The 15,818-nt window shown below is 69.1% G+C and carries 14 protein-coding genes and 1 pseudogene; 12 read left to right on the forward strand and 3 right to left on the reverse strand.

The genetic code is table 11. The annotated features are described in order from the left end of the window. The first annotated feature begins 41 nt into the window (after positions 1–41). Entirely contained in the window at positions 42–1,721 is a 1,680-nt protein-coding gene (gene polX, locus LCN96_RS39265; protein WP_225267485.1) for a DNA polymerase/3'-5' exonuclease PolX, read from the forward strand. Here polX and LCN96_RS39270 read toward each other — a convergent pair whose 3' ends face one another. Beyond that, the gene (locus LCN96_RS39270) at positions 1,722–2,108 is read right to left on the reverse strand and encodes a hypothetical protein (protein ID WP_225267486.1); all 387 of its coding nucleotides are present in this window, start codon (positions 2,106–2,108) and stop codon (positions 1,722–1,724) included. Between the two features lie 253 nt (positions 2,109–2,361). Here LCN96_RS39270 and LCN96_RS39275 point away from each other — a divergent pair, with 253 nt between their 5' ends. From LCN96_RS39275 to LCN96_RS39305, 7 genes are all read left to right on the forward strand, one after another. Further along, positions 2,362–3,099, forward strand: a complete 738-nt coding sequence (locus LCN96_RS39275; protein ID WP_225267487.1) for a hypothetical protein — start codon at positions 2,362–2,364, stop codon at positions 3,097–3,099. Between the two features lie 454 nt (positions 3,100–3,553). After that, a complete protein-coding gene (locus LCN96_RS39280) occupies positions 3,554–3,796 on the forward strand; it encodes a recombinase family protein (protein ID WP_225267488.1) in 243 nt (80 codons plus the stop codon). Between the two features lie 222 nt (positions 3,797–4,018). Beyond that, entirely contained in the window at positions 4,019–5,275 is a 1,257-nt protein-coding gene (locus LCN96_RS39285) for an IS110 family RNA-guided transposase (protein ID WP_225267489.1), read from the forward strand. A gap of 23 nt (positions 5,276–5,298) precedes the next feature. Continuing rightward, the gene (locus LCN96_RS39290) at positions 5,299–5,673 is read left to right on the forward strand and encodes a recombinase family protein (protein WP_225267490.1); all 375 of its coding nucleotides are present in this window, start codon (positions 5,299–5,301) and stop codon (positions 5,671–5,673) included. A 155-nt stretch (positions 5,674–5,828) separates the two neighbouring features. Further along, entirely contained in the window at positions 5,829–6,635 is an 807-nt protein-coding gene (locus LCN96_RS39295; protein WP_225267491.1) for an alpha/beta fold hydrolase, read from the forward strand. After that, positions 6,632–7,420: a MerR family transcriptional regulator gene (locus tag LCN96_RS39300; RefSeq protein ID WP_225267492.1), complete on the forward strand. Its 789-nt coding sequence runs from the start codon at positions 6,632–6,634 to the stop codon at positions 7,418–7,420. The genes LCN96_RS39295 and LCN96_RS39300 overlap by 4 nt, the downstream gene beginning before the upstream one ends. Before the next feature lie 422 nt (positions 7,421–7,842). After that, positions 7,843–9,723, forward strand: coding sequence for a CocE/NonD family hydrolase (locus LCN96_RS39305; RefSeq protein ID WP_225267493.1), 1,881 nt, complete (start codon positions 7,843–7,845; stop codon positions 9,721–9,723). Positions 9,724–10,337: 614 nt separating this feature from the next. Here the strand turns inward: LCN96_RS39305 and LCN96_RS56900 are convergent. Together LCN96_RS56900 and LCN96_RS39310 are read right to left on the reverse strand one after the other, a co-directional pair. Further along, positions 10,338–11,141 carry a Tn3 family transposase gene (locus LCN96_RS56900; RefSeq protein WP_318528368.1) on the reverse strand — a complete coding sequence of 268 codons (804 nt, stop codon included), beginning with the start codon at positions 11,139–11,141 and terminating at the stop codon, positions 10,338–10,340. A gap of 13 nt (positions 11,142–11,154) precedes the next feature. Continuing rightward, positions 11,155–13,251 (reverse strand): annotated as a pseudogene (locus LCN96_RS39310) (DUF4158 domain-containing protein); the annotation flags it as partial. Between the two features lie 139 nt (positions 13,252–13,390). Between LCN96_RS39310 and LCN96_RS39315 the strand changes: the two are divergent. From LCN96_RS39315 to LCN96_RS39330, 4 genes are all read left to right on the forward strand, one after another. Then, positions 13,391–14,431, forward strand: a complete 1,041-nt coding sequence (locus LCN96_RS39315; protein WP_225276152.1) for a saccharopine dehydrogenase family protein — start codon at positions 13,391–13,393, stop codon at positions 14,429–14,431. 334 nt (positions 14,432–14,765) lie between these two features. Further along, the gene (locus tag LCN96_RS39320) at positions 14,766–15,122 is read left to right on the forward strand and encodes a hypothetical protein (RefSeq protein ID WP_225267494.1); all 357 of its coding nucleotides are present in this window, start codon (positions 14,766–14,768) and stop codon (positions 15,120–15,122) included. A gap of 147 nt (positions 15,123–15,269) precedes the next feature. Further along, the gene (locus LCN96_RS39325) at positions 15,270–15,581 is read left to right on the forward strand and encodes a hypothetical protein (RefSeq protein WP_225267495.1); all 312 of its coding nucleotides are present in this window, start codon (positions 15,270–15,272) and stop codon (positions 15,579–15,581) included. A gap of 33 nt (positions 15,582–15,614) precedes the next feature. Then, positions 15,615–15,794 (forward strand): hypothetical protein, encoded by a 180-nt coding sequence (locus LCN96_RS39330; protein WP_225276282.1) that lies wholly within the window; start codon positions 15,615–15,617, stop codon positions 15,792–15,794. Positions 15,795–15,818 lie beyond the last annotated feature (24 nt).

Here is a 15,818-nt window from a genome sequence, read left to right on the forward strand (position 1 = left end):
GCCAGGCCGGAATGTCGGTCCCGGCCCCTAAGGTATGGACCATGCGGGCAAACGAGGAAGCGGCGGCGGCGCTGCAGGAATACGCGGAGCTGTTCGCGCTCTGCGGCGGTGACGCGTTCCGGGTGCGGAGCTACCAGAAGGCGGCCAAGGCCATCGCCGGGTACCCCGAGGACATCTCGGTCGTCGACGTACGTTCCGTGCCCGGCGTGGGCGAGGCCATCGCCAAGAAGATGGAGGAGTTCCTGCAGCGCGGCAGCTTCCGGCAGCTCGACGACCTGCGGGGCCGCGTCCCCGACGGCGTGCGGCGGCTGACCAGGGTGCCGTCCCTGGGCCCCAAGACAGCGATCATGCTGTTCGAGGACTACGGCATCGACTCCACCGCGGCGCTGGGCGAGGCGATCACCTCCGGCCGGCTCGACGGCGTCAAGGGCCTGGGCCCGAAGACCCTGGCCAACCTGCTCAAGGGCATCGAGCAGCTGGAGCAGTCGGGCCGCCGGGTGCACATCGGGGTCGCGATGTCCCTGGCCGAGCAGGTGATGGGCTCGCTGAAGGCCGAGCGCATCGCCTACGCGGGCTCGCTGCGCCGGATGCGCGACACGATCGGCGACATCGACATCCTCGCCGTGGCGCCCGAGTCCATCATGGAGGGCTTCCGCGCCCAGCCGTACGTCGCCGAGGTCATCGCCGCCGGCGACAAGAAGACCTCGATCCGCACGACGTCCGGCATCCAGGTGGACCTGCGCGTGGTGCCGGCCGGCTCGTGGGGCGCGGCCATGCAGTACTTCACCGGCTCCAAGGAGCACAACGTCGCCATCAGGGAGATGGCGGTCAAGAAGGGCTGGAAGCTGTCCGAGTACGGGCTGTTCGAGGGCGAGCGGGTGATCGCCGCCGAGTCCGAGGAGGACATCTACGACGCGCTCGGCATGCAGTACGTACCGCCGCCGATGCGCGAGGACGGCGGCGAGGTGAAGGCGGCGCTCGCCGGCGAGCTGCCCGTCCTGGTGGAGCTGACCGACCTCAAGGGCGACCTGCACACCCACACCGACCTGACCGACGGCATCGCCTCGCTGGAGGATATGGTGGCGGCCGGGCATGCCCGCGGCTACGCCTACTACGCGGTCACCGACCACGCGCCCGACCTGGCGATGCAGCGCATGACCCTGGACAAGGCCCTCGAACAGCGGGGCCGGGTGGCCGAGCTGCAAGCGAAATATCCCGACATGCGGCTCCTGCACGGCACGGAGCTCAACATCGCCCCCGACGGCTCGGTCGACTGGCCCGGCGAGATCCTGCGGGAGTTCGACGTGTGCGTGGCCTCGGTGCACTCACACTTCGGCATGTCACGCGACGAGATGACCCGCCGCTTCATCACCGCCTGCGAGAACCCGTACGTCGACATCATCGGCCACCCCACCACCCGCAAGATCGGCAAGCGCGAGCCCGTGGACGCCGATTGGGACGCCGTCTTCCGCGCCGCCGCCCGCACCGGCACGGCCATGGAGATCGACTCCTTCCCGGACCGGTCCGACCTGCCGTCCGACCTGGTGCGGCTGGCCAGGCATCACGGGGTGAAGTTCTCGATCGACAGCGACTCGCACGCGATCCCGCACCTGGCCAACCAGCGGTTCGGGGTGGGGATCGCGCAGCGCGCCTGGCTGACGACGGACGACGTCATCAACACGTGGCCGCTGGAGCGGCTGCTTGCCTTCCTGGGGCGGTGATCACTCCCCCGTCCAGGCCTGGAGGCGGTCGCGCCAGATCCAGTGGCCCTTCTGGTCGCCGGCCTTGATGCGCACCCAGTGCTCGGGGCCGCGGCCTCTGGCGGCGCAGGTCGCCTTGATGGGGGTGCCGGACGGGGGAAGGTCGGCCGCCTTGCGGTGTTTCTTGCCCGGGCCGAGCCTGATGGGGGCGGTGTCCTTCGTCTGGTTGACGTAGTGGCAGGTCGGGGAGCGGTGCCCGGCCTCCGCGGCGGCCGGGGTCGCGGCGGCCGGGGTCGCGGCGGCCGGGGTCGCGGCGGCCGGGGTCGCGGCGGCCGGGGTCGCGGCGGCGGGAGTCAGCGGGGTGACGGCGAGTGCGGCGCCCACCAGGAGGCGGGTTGCGGCTCCCATGAGTGATCCCCTTTCGACGGGACGGTTGTGTCCGTGGCCCCCTGCTCTCTAATCACGACTTAACGCCATATAAGCGGATATTTTGGGACAGTTTTGGCAGGCGCCCGGCGTCATCGCCCGCTCCTCCCACCCGGCCAATCCACCCATGCCAATCCACCCAGGGAATGACAGACCCTGAGCCGATGTGCCCACCCCCACAAGTACGAGAGAGTGTCCTCACCCCCGCTCCCCCACCACCGAGGAGGCCCCCAGGATGCACTCCGCCCGCAAGAACCCCCGCAAGCTGTGGGCACGCATCCTCGCCGTCCTGACGGCACTGCTCACCGCCGCCCTCGCCGGAGTCGTCCTGGCCTACCCCTCCCTGGCCGCGACCACCTGCCCCGGCTGCTACGGCCTGACGGAGCTGGAAGCCTCCGTCCACACGGAAGCCGACCTGTCCCAGGCGCAGAAGGCCCAGATCCAGCGGACGGTCACCGAGGCCCGCCGCCGGATCACCACCTTCTACGGCTCCCGGACCAGCTCCCCCACCCTCCTCGCCTGCGCGACGGAGAGCTGCTACCAGCGGATCGGCGGCGGCCGGGAGCGCGGCATCGCCGTGCTCAACCGAGCGGTGATGTTGTCCCCGAAGGGCCTCGACGCGGTGATCGCCTCGCACGAGATGTCCCACGTCGAGCTGCACACCAGGCTCACCTCGGGTGAGGAGGTGCCACAGTGGTTCGACGAGGGCCTCGCGGTCGTGGTCTCCGACGACCGCCGCTACCTCGCCCCCGCGACGTCCGCCGACCGCTGCCTGACGTCCCCGACGGGCCCGCTCCCGGTGACTCTGGACGAATGGTTGAGCGCCGCGAGCAAGGACGCTGGCACCTACGCCAAGTCGGCCTGCCAGGTGAGCCGCTGGCTCCGCGACAACGGCGGGCGCACGGGCCTGCTCTCCTTGATCGACCACCTCAACGCCGGCACCCCTTTCACCACCCTCGTCCCATCCCCCTGAGCCTTAGCCGTAACGCCGCCTGCACACCGGGCTCCACCTACGCACCTGCGCCACCTCGAGGGGTCCCGGTAGCAATGAAGAAATTTCCAACGAAGTAGCACCTGACCTGCGATAACGGAGCGTCGTCCGACTGACGTCTCGGTTCGATCACGGCGTTGGATCATCCTGCGCGATGCTGGGTTGGTGGAGTTCAGCGACCCCGGACTCGGGTTCGTGGTGGAGGGCGACGCGATGGCAGCGTCCTAAGCCCCACTCGAGTCCACGTCACCCAGCCGCAAAGTCGCGCTGCGTAATCGCCGCTACTTTTTGTGATTATGAGATTGATCGTCTCAGTGTCGAGTAACGACCGTCTTTCGACACTTGCCGAGTCGATCGCGGAACCGCAGGTGGATCCTGTCGACAACTCGTGTCGAAAATCAATGTCGGTGAACGGTGCGTGGAGTAGATTTCGACAGTGCTCTTCGGCTACGCGCGGATCAGTACCGCCGACCAGAACCCCGACCACCAGATCGACGCGCTGCTGCGCGCGGGCGTCAACCGCAACGACATCCATCTGGACAAAGCCAGTGGCGCCAAGGACTCCCGGCCCAGCCTCGACCTGGTCCTCAAGCTGCTGCGCGAGGGCGACACGCTGAAGGTCACCCGGCTGGACCGGCTGTCGCGCTCACTGGTGCACCATCTTCTTGTCGGTAGTTGAGAGACTGCTGATGCACCCGAGGTGCCGCCGGGTCACCGCCCCGCTCGCTCGACCGATCAAAGGTCCAGACTGAGTTCTGCGGGATCCGGCGGCTGCTCGGGACGTGCCGACCGTCGACAGGGCTGAGCGCCACCGAGCGCCGAACAGTGAACTGACTGGCTGCCGCGTCCCGACACCGGCAAAGGGTGCCTCCCCACTGGGTCTAGCAGCGGAGAGGCTGTCATGCAGTATGCCCCCACCACGTCCCTGCCCGCCACCGCGCCGAACGGCGTCACCGCCGGCCTCGACTGGGCCAGCACCGACCACGTGGTCTGTGTGGTCGATGCGGCCGGAAAGGTGACCGGCCGCTTCACCGTCGAACACACCGGCACCGGGCTCAAGAGCCTCACCCGCCGCCTGGCCGAGACCGGCGCATACGAGGTCGCCATCGAACGCGGCGACGGCCCGGTCGCCGAGGCCCTGCTCGCCGCCGGTCTGACCGTCGTGGTGATCAGCCCGAACCAGATCAAGCACCTGCGCAAGCGCTACGGTTCGGCCGGCAACAAAGACGACCGGTTCGACTCCTACGTGCTGGCCGACACCCTGCGCACCGACCGGGCCCGGCTGCGTCCCCTCACGCCTGACCACCCGGCCACCGCCACGCTGCGGGCCACCGTCCGCGCCCGACGTGACCTGGTCGCCCACCGCGTCGCGCTGTGCAACCAGCTGCGCGCGCACCTGGCCACCGCCTTCCCGGGCGCCGTCGGCCTGTTCGCCGCCCTGGACAGCCCGATCAGCCTGGCCTTCCTGGCCCGCTTCGACTGCCAAGACCGCGCCGACTGGCTGTCCGAACGCCGCCTGACGGCCTGGCTCAAAAGCGCCGGCTACTCCGGCCACAAGGACCCCGCCGTGCTGCTGGCTCATCTCAAGGACGCACCACGCGGCGCGAGCGGCGACGACGGTGCGGCCCGCGCACACTCCACCCGCGCCATGCTCACCGTCCTGGCCAGCCTGGCCGAGCAGATCAAGGCGCTGGAGGCGCAGATCAGCGAGCAGCTCGCGCTGCATGCCGACGCGCACGTCTTCACCTCGCTGCCACGCTCCGGCACCGTGCGCGCAGCCCGGCTGCTGGCCGAGATCGGCGACTGCCGGGCCCGCTTCCCCGATCCGGCTGCGCTGGCCTGCCTGGCCGGTGTCGCGCCCTCCACCCGCCAATCAGGCAAGCACAAGAGCGTGGCCTTCCGCTGGGCGGTCAACAAGCACCTGCGCGACGCGGTCTGCGACTTCGCTGCCGATTCCCGCCGCGCCAATCCCTGGGCCGCCCAGCTCTACAACGCCGCGATCGCCCGCGGCAAGGATCATCCACACGCCACCCGCATCCTGGCCCGTGCTTGGCTGTATGTGATCTGGCACTGCTGGCAGGAGAGGGCCGCCTACGACCCAGCCAAGCATGGAGCCCTTCAGGCCCTCCTCAACCAAGATCCACCGACAGCGGCTTGACACAGGGCTACTCAGTCCTGCACTTGGTCACCCTCGGGGCGGACCTGCGCGAACGCGGGGTGGGACTGCATGTGATCGAGCAGGGCATCGACACCGACACGATGGAGGGTCGCGCGATGTTCGGCATGCTGTCGGTTCTGGCCGAGCTGCAGCGCGAGCTGATCGTCGCCAACACGATGGACGGCCTGGCCTCCGCCCGCGCCCGCGGCCGGGTCGGCGGCCGCCGACCTAAGCTCACCGCCGACCAGGCTGCCCTCGCCCAGGAGCTGTACGACGCGCGAGTCAAGACCGTCCAGCAAATCGCTGACCTGTTCGGTGTGCCGCGCTCGACGGTGTACGGGCATCTGAAGGGCGACACCGTGCTCCGCCAAGTGAAGGAGGCCCGGGTAAGGTTGTAGTCGGGATGCGGGATTGGCCCACCGGTCCCGAGTGACTGCCCGCCTTGCGTTCAGGCGAAGCCAAGACACTTGGCCGCATGCCCCTTCGGCGAATGCGCGCGATGCCTGCGCCCTGGGTTTGACCTTGACCCTAGGTCAGGGTGCACGCTGAACGGGTGAGCAACATCAACTCCTCCTGGACCGGCATGGTGCCGATCGACGACACCGCGCTGGCCGTGACCGACACCGGCGGGCCCGGCCACCCCGTGATCTACCTTAATGGCCAGTTCGCCAGTCAGGCGTACTGGCGGCAGGTCATCGCCGAACTCGGCAGCGACTACCGGCACATCACCTACGACATGCGGGCCCGCGGCCGATCGAAGCGTTCGGCCGCAGCCGCTTCGTTCGAGACGCACGTCCGTGACATCGACACCGTCCTCGCGGCCAGGGGCGTGGACCGGCCGCTTGTGGTCGGCTGGTCCTACGGCGCGGCGGTCGCGGTCCACTGGGCCGCCCGCAATCCGGACCGCGCCCTAGGCGTGGTGCCCGTGGACGGCGCCTACCCGCACGACTACCCCGACGCACCCCCGGAACAGGTTCGGCAGTTCTGGAGCCGGATGCGCCTGCTGCTGCCGGTGCTCGCCCGGCTGGGCATGGCCGCGAAGATGTCCGCCGAGCAGCATGCCCAAAGCAACATCGAGCTCATCGAGATCAGCGCCGCCCTCGGCCCGATCCTGGACGGTGTGACGGTCCCGGTCCGGTACGTGGTCGCCACGGGTGCCAACCTCGGGGGCGGCCATGATGAAATGGAAAGCGCGCGCGCCACCCTCACCCCGGTGCTCGCCCGCAACCCGAACATCAAGGTGAGTGCGAAGGTCGCCAGCAACCACAGCAAGATCGTGCGCAAGGACTTCCGCGCGATCGCGGACGCGGTTCGCGAACTCACCGGCGCCCCACGATCACGGGGCCGGCAGAGCAGATGACGGACGGCGTCACGATCGGCCAGGCGGCGGCATTCGCCGACGTCACGGTGAAGGCCATCCGGCACTACCACCGGCACAGGCTGATCGACGAACCCGCGCGCGACAGCTCCGGCTATCGGCGCTACGAATCGGCCGACCTGCTGCGGCTGGTCCAGATCCGGACACTGGCCGGCGCCGGCGTGCCGCTGGCCGAGATCGGGGCGATCCTCGACGCCGATCCCGACCGGTTCGCCACCGCACTCCTCGACGCCGAACGGCGCCTCACCGACCGGATCGACGATCTGATCGCGCGGCGTGAGACGCTGCGCCGGCTCGCCACCGGCGACCGGGCGCTGCTGCCCGATCGGGCTCTCGCCCTCCTGGACAGGGCCGCCGATCTCGGCTTGACCCCGGCTGACGTGACGATGGCCCGGGAGGGCTTGGTGTTGATCAAAGCCCTGGTGCCGGAGGGTTTTGATGACTACATCTCCCGGATCGAGCGCGCCCTCGACGACCCTCGGTACATGTCCTTGATCGAGCGCATGTGGTGTGCCGCCGAGTGGGAGGCGAACGACCCGCGCATCGACGAGCTCGCCACGGCCATCGCCGACCACTTCCTCGCCCATCCCGCACTGCTGCCCATCCCGGCCGGACTCCAGGACCGCACCGACAGTGCGAGCCGGTACAGCCTGCTCACCCACCACGGACACGAGCAGAAGCCGGGCTGGACCAGGCTGACCGCGTTGATCGAAGCGCGCCTGCGCTCGGCCGGCATCGACATCGCGGACCAGACTCCCCTTCACTGAACTCTGAAATCGCACCCCCGGTTTCCACCGCGTAGGTCGGGCCCACTCCGGCCTTCTGAGCCAGGGGCACTCTGGCAGCCCACGGCGCCGCCGTCGGCTTTCGGATCCATACCAGCGGCCTCTTCCTGGTCAGTCACCGGGTCATGAGCGTGTGCGCTTCGCCGTGCGTGGAGCGCACAGATACTCATGCTCGAGGGGGCCGGTCCCGATCAGCCAGGGCCGCCCCCGCCCGGGGCCGGGCTCGTCGCCGTCGAAGCGGCCGCTCGCACCCGCCAGGCCCAGCCCAGCCTCACTCTGGCGGACACGGCGCCCAAGATCACCGATGTCCTCGACGCCGCTTGACGGGCTTGTCCCGAGGTTCTCGCCGGACCCCCGTACTGCGGCGCTTCATCGAGAGCTGTCACCAGCCCAAAGGAGGGCACATGTCCAGTTTGAAACGGCGAGGGTTCCTCGCCGTGGTCGCACTCGCGATTCCGCTCGTAGTCGCCGCTGCTCCCGCCGCGTCCGCGACGGCGAAACCGAACATCAAAGTCTCCGGCGGGCGCACGCAGCCCGTTTTCTCCTACAAGGACGCCATCCGTGAGCACGTCCGGGTGCCGTCGACGGTCGACAGTGACGGCGACGGTAAGAAGGATCTGATCCGGGTGGACATCATCCGGCCGAAGGAGTCCGGTCCCGGGCTCAAGGTTCCGGTGATCATGCACCAGAGCCCGTACTTCGGTGAACCGGGTGTCGGCTTCGAGGTCGAAAAGAAGAAGTACGGCGCGGACGGGAACCTGACGAAGTTTCCGATGTTCTACGACAACTACTTCGTGCCGCGCGGGTACGCGTTGGTGTCCGTCGACATGACCGGCACCCGCTTGTCGGACGGCTGCCCGGCAAGCGGCGGTCCGTCCGACGTGGTGGGCGGCAAGGCGGTCGTCGACTGGCTCAACGGCCGCGCGGCCGCCTACGACGCCAAGGGCGCTGCGGTCAAGGCATCCTGGACCACCGGGCGTACCGGGATGATCGGCCACTCCTATGAGGGTGCCCTCGCCATGGCGGTCGCCGGCACCGGGGTGCGGGGGCTGGAGACGATCGTGCCGATCGCGGGGCCAAGCAGCTGGTACGACATGTGGCGCGCGAACGGCACCCTCACCGATATCAAGGACGGGCAGGCCTGGATGGCCGCACGGATTGACGAGGATCCGGACGAGAAGTGCGCGGCGGTGCGCCGGCGCATGACCGAGGGCTCTGACGACGCCACCGGCAACGACAACGCCTACTGGCAGGAGCTCGACTACCGGACCGGTCCGATCTCGAAAGCGCGCAACGTGCGCGCCAGCGTCTTTTCGGTGATGGGGATGCAGGACCGGAACGTGATGGCCGACCAGTTCTCCACCTGGTGGGGCAGGCTGCCCCGCGACGTGCAGCGCAAGGCGTGGGTGACGCAGTACGGGCATCTCGACCCGTTCTGGGCCCGCCGCGACGTGTGGGTCGACACCCTGCACCAGTGGTTCGACCACGAACTCATGGGCGTCTCCAACGACATCATGCGCCGACCGCGCGTCGACGTGCAGCTCGGTCCGGACCGCTGGATCACCCAGGCCGACTGGCCCGCACCCGCGGCGCGGACGACGACCCTGCGGCCGCACCAGGACGGTTCCCTGGGCCGCAAACCCTCGACCGGTACCGGCAGCTACCTCGACACCGCCCAGACCGAGATCGCGATGGCCGACAACCCCGACACCGCCAACCCCAACCGGCTGCCCTTCCTGAGCCCGCCGTTAAAGAAGGCGATGCGGCTGTCCGGGACGCCGTCGGTGAGCCTGCGGGTCACCCTGAACGAGCCGACCGCCAACCTGGGTGTCGTACTCGTCGACTACGGCACCGACACCCGCATCGACTACCGCGAACGCAGCGCGACGTCCGCAGAAGGCCTGAAGTTCATCGGCGGCGAAGACTGCGTCGGCCAGAGCACAGCCGATGACGACGGCTGCTACCTCAAGGCCGGCGACAACAAGGCGACTTCCGACTTCCACGTGGTCACCCGGGGAATCCTGGACGCGCAGAACCACGAGTCGCTGAGCCGCCAGGCACCACTGACGCCCGGCAAGGCCTACCAGATCACCTGGAAGATGCTGCCGCTGGACTACGAGTTCCAGGCCGGTCACCGGCTGGGCCTGATACTGACCGGAACCAACGACGACCTCAACCTCGACGAGAGCAGCAACGTCGAACCCGGCACCGGGACCAAGGTCACCGTCGACTTGGCCGACACGTCTATCTCGCTGCCGCTGGTCAACGGCACCCCCAGCAAGTAACAGCAAGATCGACACTCGCGAACTTCACTGCGGTGGTGCTCTCCGGCACCACCGCAGTGTCACAGATCCCTTCTCCCCACGCCAGCTGCGCGCCTTGCCCGGCGCGTAGCCCACCCTTGCCGACGTCGGCACCCGATGCGACTCCGCCGTCCACGGCGAGGCATACACCGGCATGACATCCTCACCCAGCTCCAGGCAGCGCCGTGCGAGGTGCCACCACACCGGCGGCACCTCGCAGGCCTTGCAGCATGCGGCCTACGGCATGCACCCCCGAAGAAGCGCACGAGCGTCTGCAGCGCGACGCAAGCCAGGCGATACGCTTGCACGCCAGCAGCCCGCCGGCCTCGGTGCCGCAGCCGCTCCGTATCGAGGTCGACCTGCATCAGCCCGCGCATGGCGGATCTGGCCGCGCTCATGCCCGGCGTCACCCGGAGCGGGTACACCGTCGCCTTCGACGCCGAGACCATGACGGCCGCCTACGGCATTACTCCAAGTCATCGTCGCGCTCACCCAAACGGGCCGTGGCCACGGCGGGGGGACCGCGCCCTGCACGGGCCACCCCTGTCATCAACCACCTGCGCCACCTGTCTGCAGGGAGCGCGGCGCCGATACCGTCAGGGCATCAGCCCCAGCTCACGCAGCTGTGCGGGCCGCAGCGGCCGCCAGCCGCTGGTGTCGAGCTTGGCCAGCTCCGCCTCGACGTCCACATTGATCACGCCGAAGAAATTGATATTGTCGCTGTGCCCGGGCGAGATGTGCGACAAGATCTCATCACTCACCTCCCGGCCCTGCGAACGCAGCTCCAACACCGCCCTGGAATAATATTCGGTCGTCCACGCGACCACTGAATTGGTCAGCAGGGTCAGGCACCACGCCTGCTCGGTCTGCTGCTCCAAATGCGGCCGGGTGATGGTGCCCTGCTGCGCGTAGTGCAGGTCCCGGCGCAGCGCGTGCAGGCTCTCCCCCTTGTTCAATTGCCGCGAGATCTTCCTCCTGAAGGCTGGGTCCGACAGGTATTTGGCCAGGTGGACGGTCCTGCGTAGCATGCCCCACTCCTTCAGCGCGGCGGCCAGGGTGTTCTGCCGGGAGGCGGCCGACCACTTGCCGACGATCAGCGAGGCGGTGGCCTGGCCGTACTTCAGCGAGCCGGCCATCCGCAGCAGGTCCGGCCAGCAGCCGGCCACCAGATCCTCGTTCCAGCGCGCGCCCAGCAGCGGCCCGGCATGCGGGTAGCGCTTGGCGATCTCGGTCGGGGTCTCATCCCGTACCAAGGTGACCCGGGTCAGATCCCGCAACCGCGGGGTCAGCGCCTTGCCGACGAGGTCGAACAACGCAAAGTTGATCAACGTGGCGCCGTGCGTATCGGTCGCATGCTCGGCGATCGGAAGATCGGTCGCGTTGCCCAGGAAGTCGTCCAGTCCGACCGGTCACGGTCTTGCCCCGGACGGGGAAGCGCTGGCCGTCGGAGGAGCTCATGGTGCCGCCGCCGAACACCTTGGCCAGCTCCAGGCCGTAATGGTGGTCGACGATGACCGTGTTGGCCTCGCGCAGCGTCTCCTCCCGCACATACCACTCCATCGTCCAGGCCAGCACGTCGTAGGACACCCCGCAGGCCTCCGACATCCGGGCCAGGCCCAGGTTCGTGGACATCGCGATGAGCACCGCCAGAATGTTGCGCTTGGTCTCGGTCGAGGTGCTCAGCTTGCGCCCGCCGGCGTGGGTGAAGCAGTCCAGGAAGTGCGTGCGCGCGTCCAGCTCGATCAGCAGCGAGGCGATCGGCGCGAACGGCAGCATCCCGGCCAGCTCGTCCTTCAGCGCCTTGGCCTCGGCCGGCACGTCCTCGGCCGGCAGCGGCGGCACCACCAAATGCTCGTCCTCATCCAGCCGGACCCTGCCGGTATCATCCGGCAGCGCTTGGACCAGCGTCTTCTCCAGCTCCTGCAGGGCCGTGTGCAGTTCCTCCTTGCCCTGCTCCAACGCCTGGGCCGCATTCGGCGGCTTGCCCACCAGCCGGCAGTACTCGGCGCGCCGAGGCGCCCACTGCTCGGGCGTGTACAGGTAGGTGGCCGGGTCGGCGTAGCGGCGCGAGCGCGGCACGAACACGTCCCCGCTGCGCAGCCCGTCCCGCAGGGACAAGATCACGTACAGCTCCCAGAAGTGCCGGTAGGCGGTGTCCTCCCCGGACTTGCGGGCCCTGGCCAGGTAGTCGGCGTACTTGGCGGGCACGAAGCCGACCGGCGCCCCCGCGGGCACCTTCCGGCCGCCGAGCCGGTTCATCTCCTTCAAGATGGCCACCGCCTCCATCAGCTCGCCCGTGCCCGGCCCGCCCTGGAAGTCGATCGCCGCCAGCACGTTCGGGGTGAACTGGCGCAGGTAGGTGTAGGAGGACTCCAGCTCCGACAGCCGGCCGTGGTCGCGGGGCAGCGGCTTCCACGCATCAGAGGTGATCTCCCGCAGCCGCTGCATGCCGATCCGCTCGCGCAGCATCCCGCCCACCTCATCGTCGGGGATCGACGGGTCAGCCAACACCGGCAGGATCAGCTCCATCACCAGTTGCCGGGCCTCGCCCTTCTTGGCCCGCTCGACCAGGGCCTCATCCGTCTTGGACTTCGCCCGCGACTCCCGCGCGCTGACGGCCTGGTCGAACAGGGCCACCACCTCATCGAGTTGGTCGACGGCGGCCTGGGCGACGAACGCCAGCAGGATCGGGAACTTGCGTTCCTTGCGCCGCTCCAGTCCCTGGTTGGTCGAGCGGCGCGCGACCTGGGCCAGGAACCGGCGGCGCTCGTTCGGCAGCACCGAGACGTCCATCTGGTGCGCGTCGATCGCGCGTAACCAGGTCAGCTTGTCGATCGCGGTCTTGACCGACGTCGCCGAGGCGTCCCGAGCCGGGCTGACCAGCCACTCCAGCTGGGTCATCCCCAACCCCGCATCCACCACCAGCATCCGTTCCAGGTCGGCGCGGAGCTCCTTCGTCAGCAGGTGTCCCACCAGCTGCGAGGTCAGATCGGAGGCCGCCCTGCGGGCGGTGCCGACCATCTTGGCCAAGATGAGCGCGCCGGGCCGGATCACCTTGGCGGCCATCAGGTACTCGCGCGCCAGGTTGAACAGCAGCGTGGGCGAGTCGTGTTCCATCGCCCGGTCCAGCAGAAACTGCTCCAGCTCCTTCATCGCCTGGCTGCCCGCCGGGGCGCTCTGCCAGTCCAGATACTTGGCCACCTGGCCCATGTGGTCCGAGCGGGTCTGCTCGCGCTTGCCGTACAACCGCAGCGCCGCCGGCGCCACGCTCAGCCGCTCCGCGACCCGGGCCACGGCCGCCGACGGAGCCGAGCCCACGTCGTCGGGCACGAACCCCAGCTAGGGCAGCGTGCAGAGCTGGACCAGCATGCCCAGCCGGTCGACAGGGCCCCGCCCGCTGGGACTCACGAACGCCACGTCAGCCGACGTCGGCGTGAAATACCGGATCAACTCATCCGCGCTGATCTCCGGGAACGAGCGCAGCTGCGCCAACTGCTCCTCGGAGAACATCTTCTCTGACAATGCACCGCTCCACGTGCCGTACCGGACAAAACCGGAACGACCGTAGCGGCAGTGATCACCAGCCCGCCACAGAAGGTCAACTCCACCGTTACCGCAGATCAGGTGCTACTTCGTTGAAAATTTCTTCATTGCTACCGGGACCCCCGGTCATACCGGGAGACGGGTGACGGCTGAAGCGCACCGCAGAGGGCTCGACGTGGTGGTCTCCGGCAGGGACGCGTCCCGGCTGCGGGAGGTCGCCGAAGGAGCCGAGGTCAGAGTGGCCGACGTGAACGACACTCCGGCGCTGGCCCGCGCGTTCGACGGCTGCGATGTGGTCATCGGCTGTGCCGGGCCGTTCTCCCGTGTCGGCGACCCGGTCGTGCGGGCGGCCATCACGACCGGCGTCCACAACGTCGACACCTACGCCGAGCAGCCCTTCCTGCGGCGCGTCTTCGACACCTACACCGAGCAGGCGGAGCAGGCCGGGGTGAGAGTCGTTCCGGCGGTGGGCTTCGACATCCTGCTGGGCGACATGATCGCGCATCTCGCGGGGGCGCGGGTCGAGCCGCTCGAAGAGCTGACGATCGCCTACCAGACCAACGACTTCGACATGACCCAGGGCACCATCCGCTCGTCGCTGCAGGTGCTGCTGGACGGCGACCTCGCCTACGAGGACGACCAGTGGCGGCCCGCCGAGGGCCTGGCCGTCAGGCGCACGTCGTTCACTTTACCCGGCCACAGCACGGAGAGGATGACCGCGCGGTGGCCGGGCGCGGAGATCGTGACCGTACTCCGCCACGTGCGAGCCCGGCGCGTCGAGATCATCACCGACGCGGCCGTGTTCACTCCAGAGCTGATCTCCCTCATGCGGCTGCCCGCCGACCAGTGGGACGCCGTCATCGGCCAGTTGCCCGAGGGCCCCTCTGAGGAACGCCGTGCCGTCGCCGACTTCACCATCGTGGCCGAGGCCGTCGGCGTGGACGGCCGGCGTGCCACCGGCATGGCGCACGCCACCGACATCTACGGCAGCGCCGCGGTGTTCACCGTCGAGGCAGCGCGCCGCCTGGCCGCGGGGGAGGCCAAGGCCGGGGTGCTCAGCCCGGCGCAGGCGTTCGACCCGGCCGCATTCCTGGAAGGTCTCGCCTGGCACGGCATCGAATGGAACGTCGTCGCCGGCGAGAAGTGAACGCGAGCTGACTGGTCGTTTGACAGATTCGCACACGGGGTCGTGCCTCTTCGCTGATGAGTGAACCGCCCGATGTCGGCTCCGCCACGGACGGGCCCCTGGGGGAAGGCGTTGTGCACGGATCCGTGCCGGTGACCGGCGGATCAGGCCAGGCATCGAGGCCCTGACCGGCCGGCATCTCATCGTGACAAGAGCAAAGAACGGACGGTGCCGGCAGCGTGGCCGGGCAACGCCGGGCGCCTGGGGATGCTCATGCTCATGGGGCGGATCAAGGAGCAGTCGGCGATCGATCGGCTGCTCGCCACTGCCCGGGCCGGGAAGAGCGGAATCGCTGGTGCTGCGCGGGAAAGCCGGGATCGGCACGAAAGGCGGGCAGCTCAAGCCGATGACCCGAGTGCTGACCGGCATGGGCGGCCTGGCCTGGCTGCGCGAGATGATCGAGGGCCTGCGTGACCGGTCCGAGCCCGGTGAAGCTGCAGGAACCGCCCAGCTCGCCATCTGGGACCCGGTGATCGGCGATGACACGATGCCTATGACAGAGCCGTGGCCATCGAGCGCCAACGCCGGGCGCAAGGCGCGATCGGGCTCCTGCCGCTGGCGCTGGCCCTGGTGGCCCGCTCGCAGCTGTTCCTCGACCCGCACCGCGAGGCGCTGGCCAGCGCCGAGGAAGGGCTGCGCATCGGCGTCCTGACGCATCCGGCCGCGATCGAGGGCGACGAGGAGCGGTGCCTGAAATTCGCCGAACAGATCGCCGACGTGCACGACGCCGCCACTGGCGGCATGTGCTGCGTCTTCGCTGAACCCGCTCGACCTGTCGCTGGGCCGGCCCGAGACCGCTGTGCGCAGAGCCGAGGAGTTCGGCGCGTTCGGGCCCGCCACCCGTACCGTCATGGTCATGCACCGCACGCCGGACCTGGTGGAGGCCACGCTGCGAGCCGGCCGCACCACCTTCGCCGCCGCCGCTTCCGAACGGGTGCAGATATGGGCGGCGCAGACCCCGTCGCCCTGGGCCGGGGCGGTGGCGCTGCGCTGCAACGCGCTGGGGGCCTCCGACGAGGACGCCGAACGGTACTACGAGCAGGCACTGCACCTGCACCAGCGGGGTGGCCGGCCGTTCGAGCGGGCTCGCACGGAGCTTCTGTACGGCTAGTGGCTGCACCGGCGTGTCGACGCGCGCCAGCAGTTGCGCTCGACCCTGGTCATCTTCGAACGGCTCGGCTCACGTTCCTGGGCCGACCGGGCCCGCGCGGAGCCGCGCGCGGCGGGGGAGCGGCAGACCGGCGAGGGGCGTCCGTCCGAGGGCGTGCTGGACCGGCTCACCCCGCAGGAGCTGCAGATCATCCGCATGGCGGCACGGGCCTGAGCAACAGGGACATCGCGGCCCAGC

Source organism: Nonomuraea gerenzanensis, from assembly GCF_020215645.1.
GTDB classification, from domain to species: Bacteria; Actinomycetota; Actinomycetes; order Streptosporangiales; family Streptosporangiaceae; genus Nonomuraea; species Nonomuraea gerenzanensis.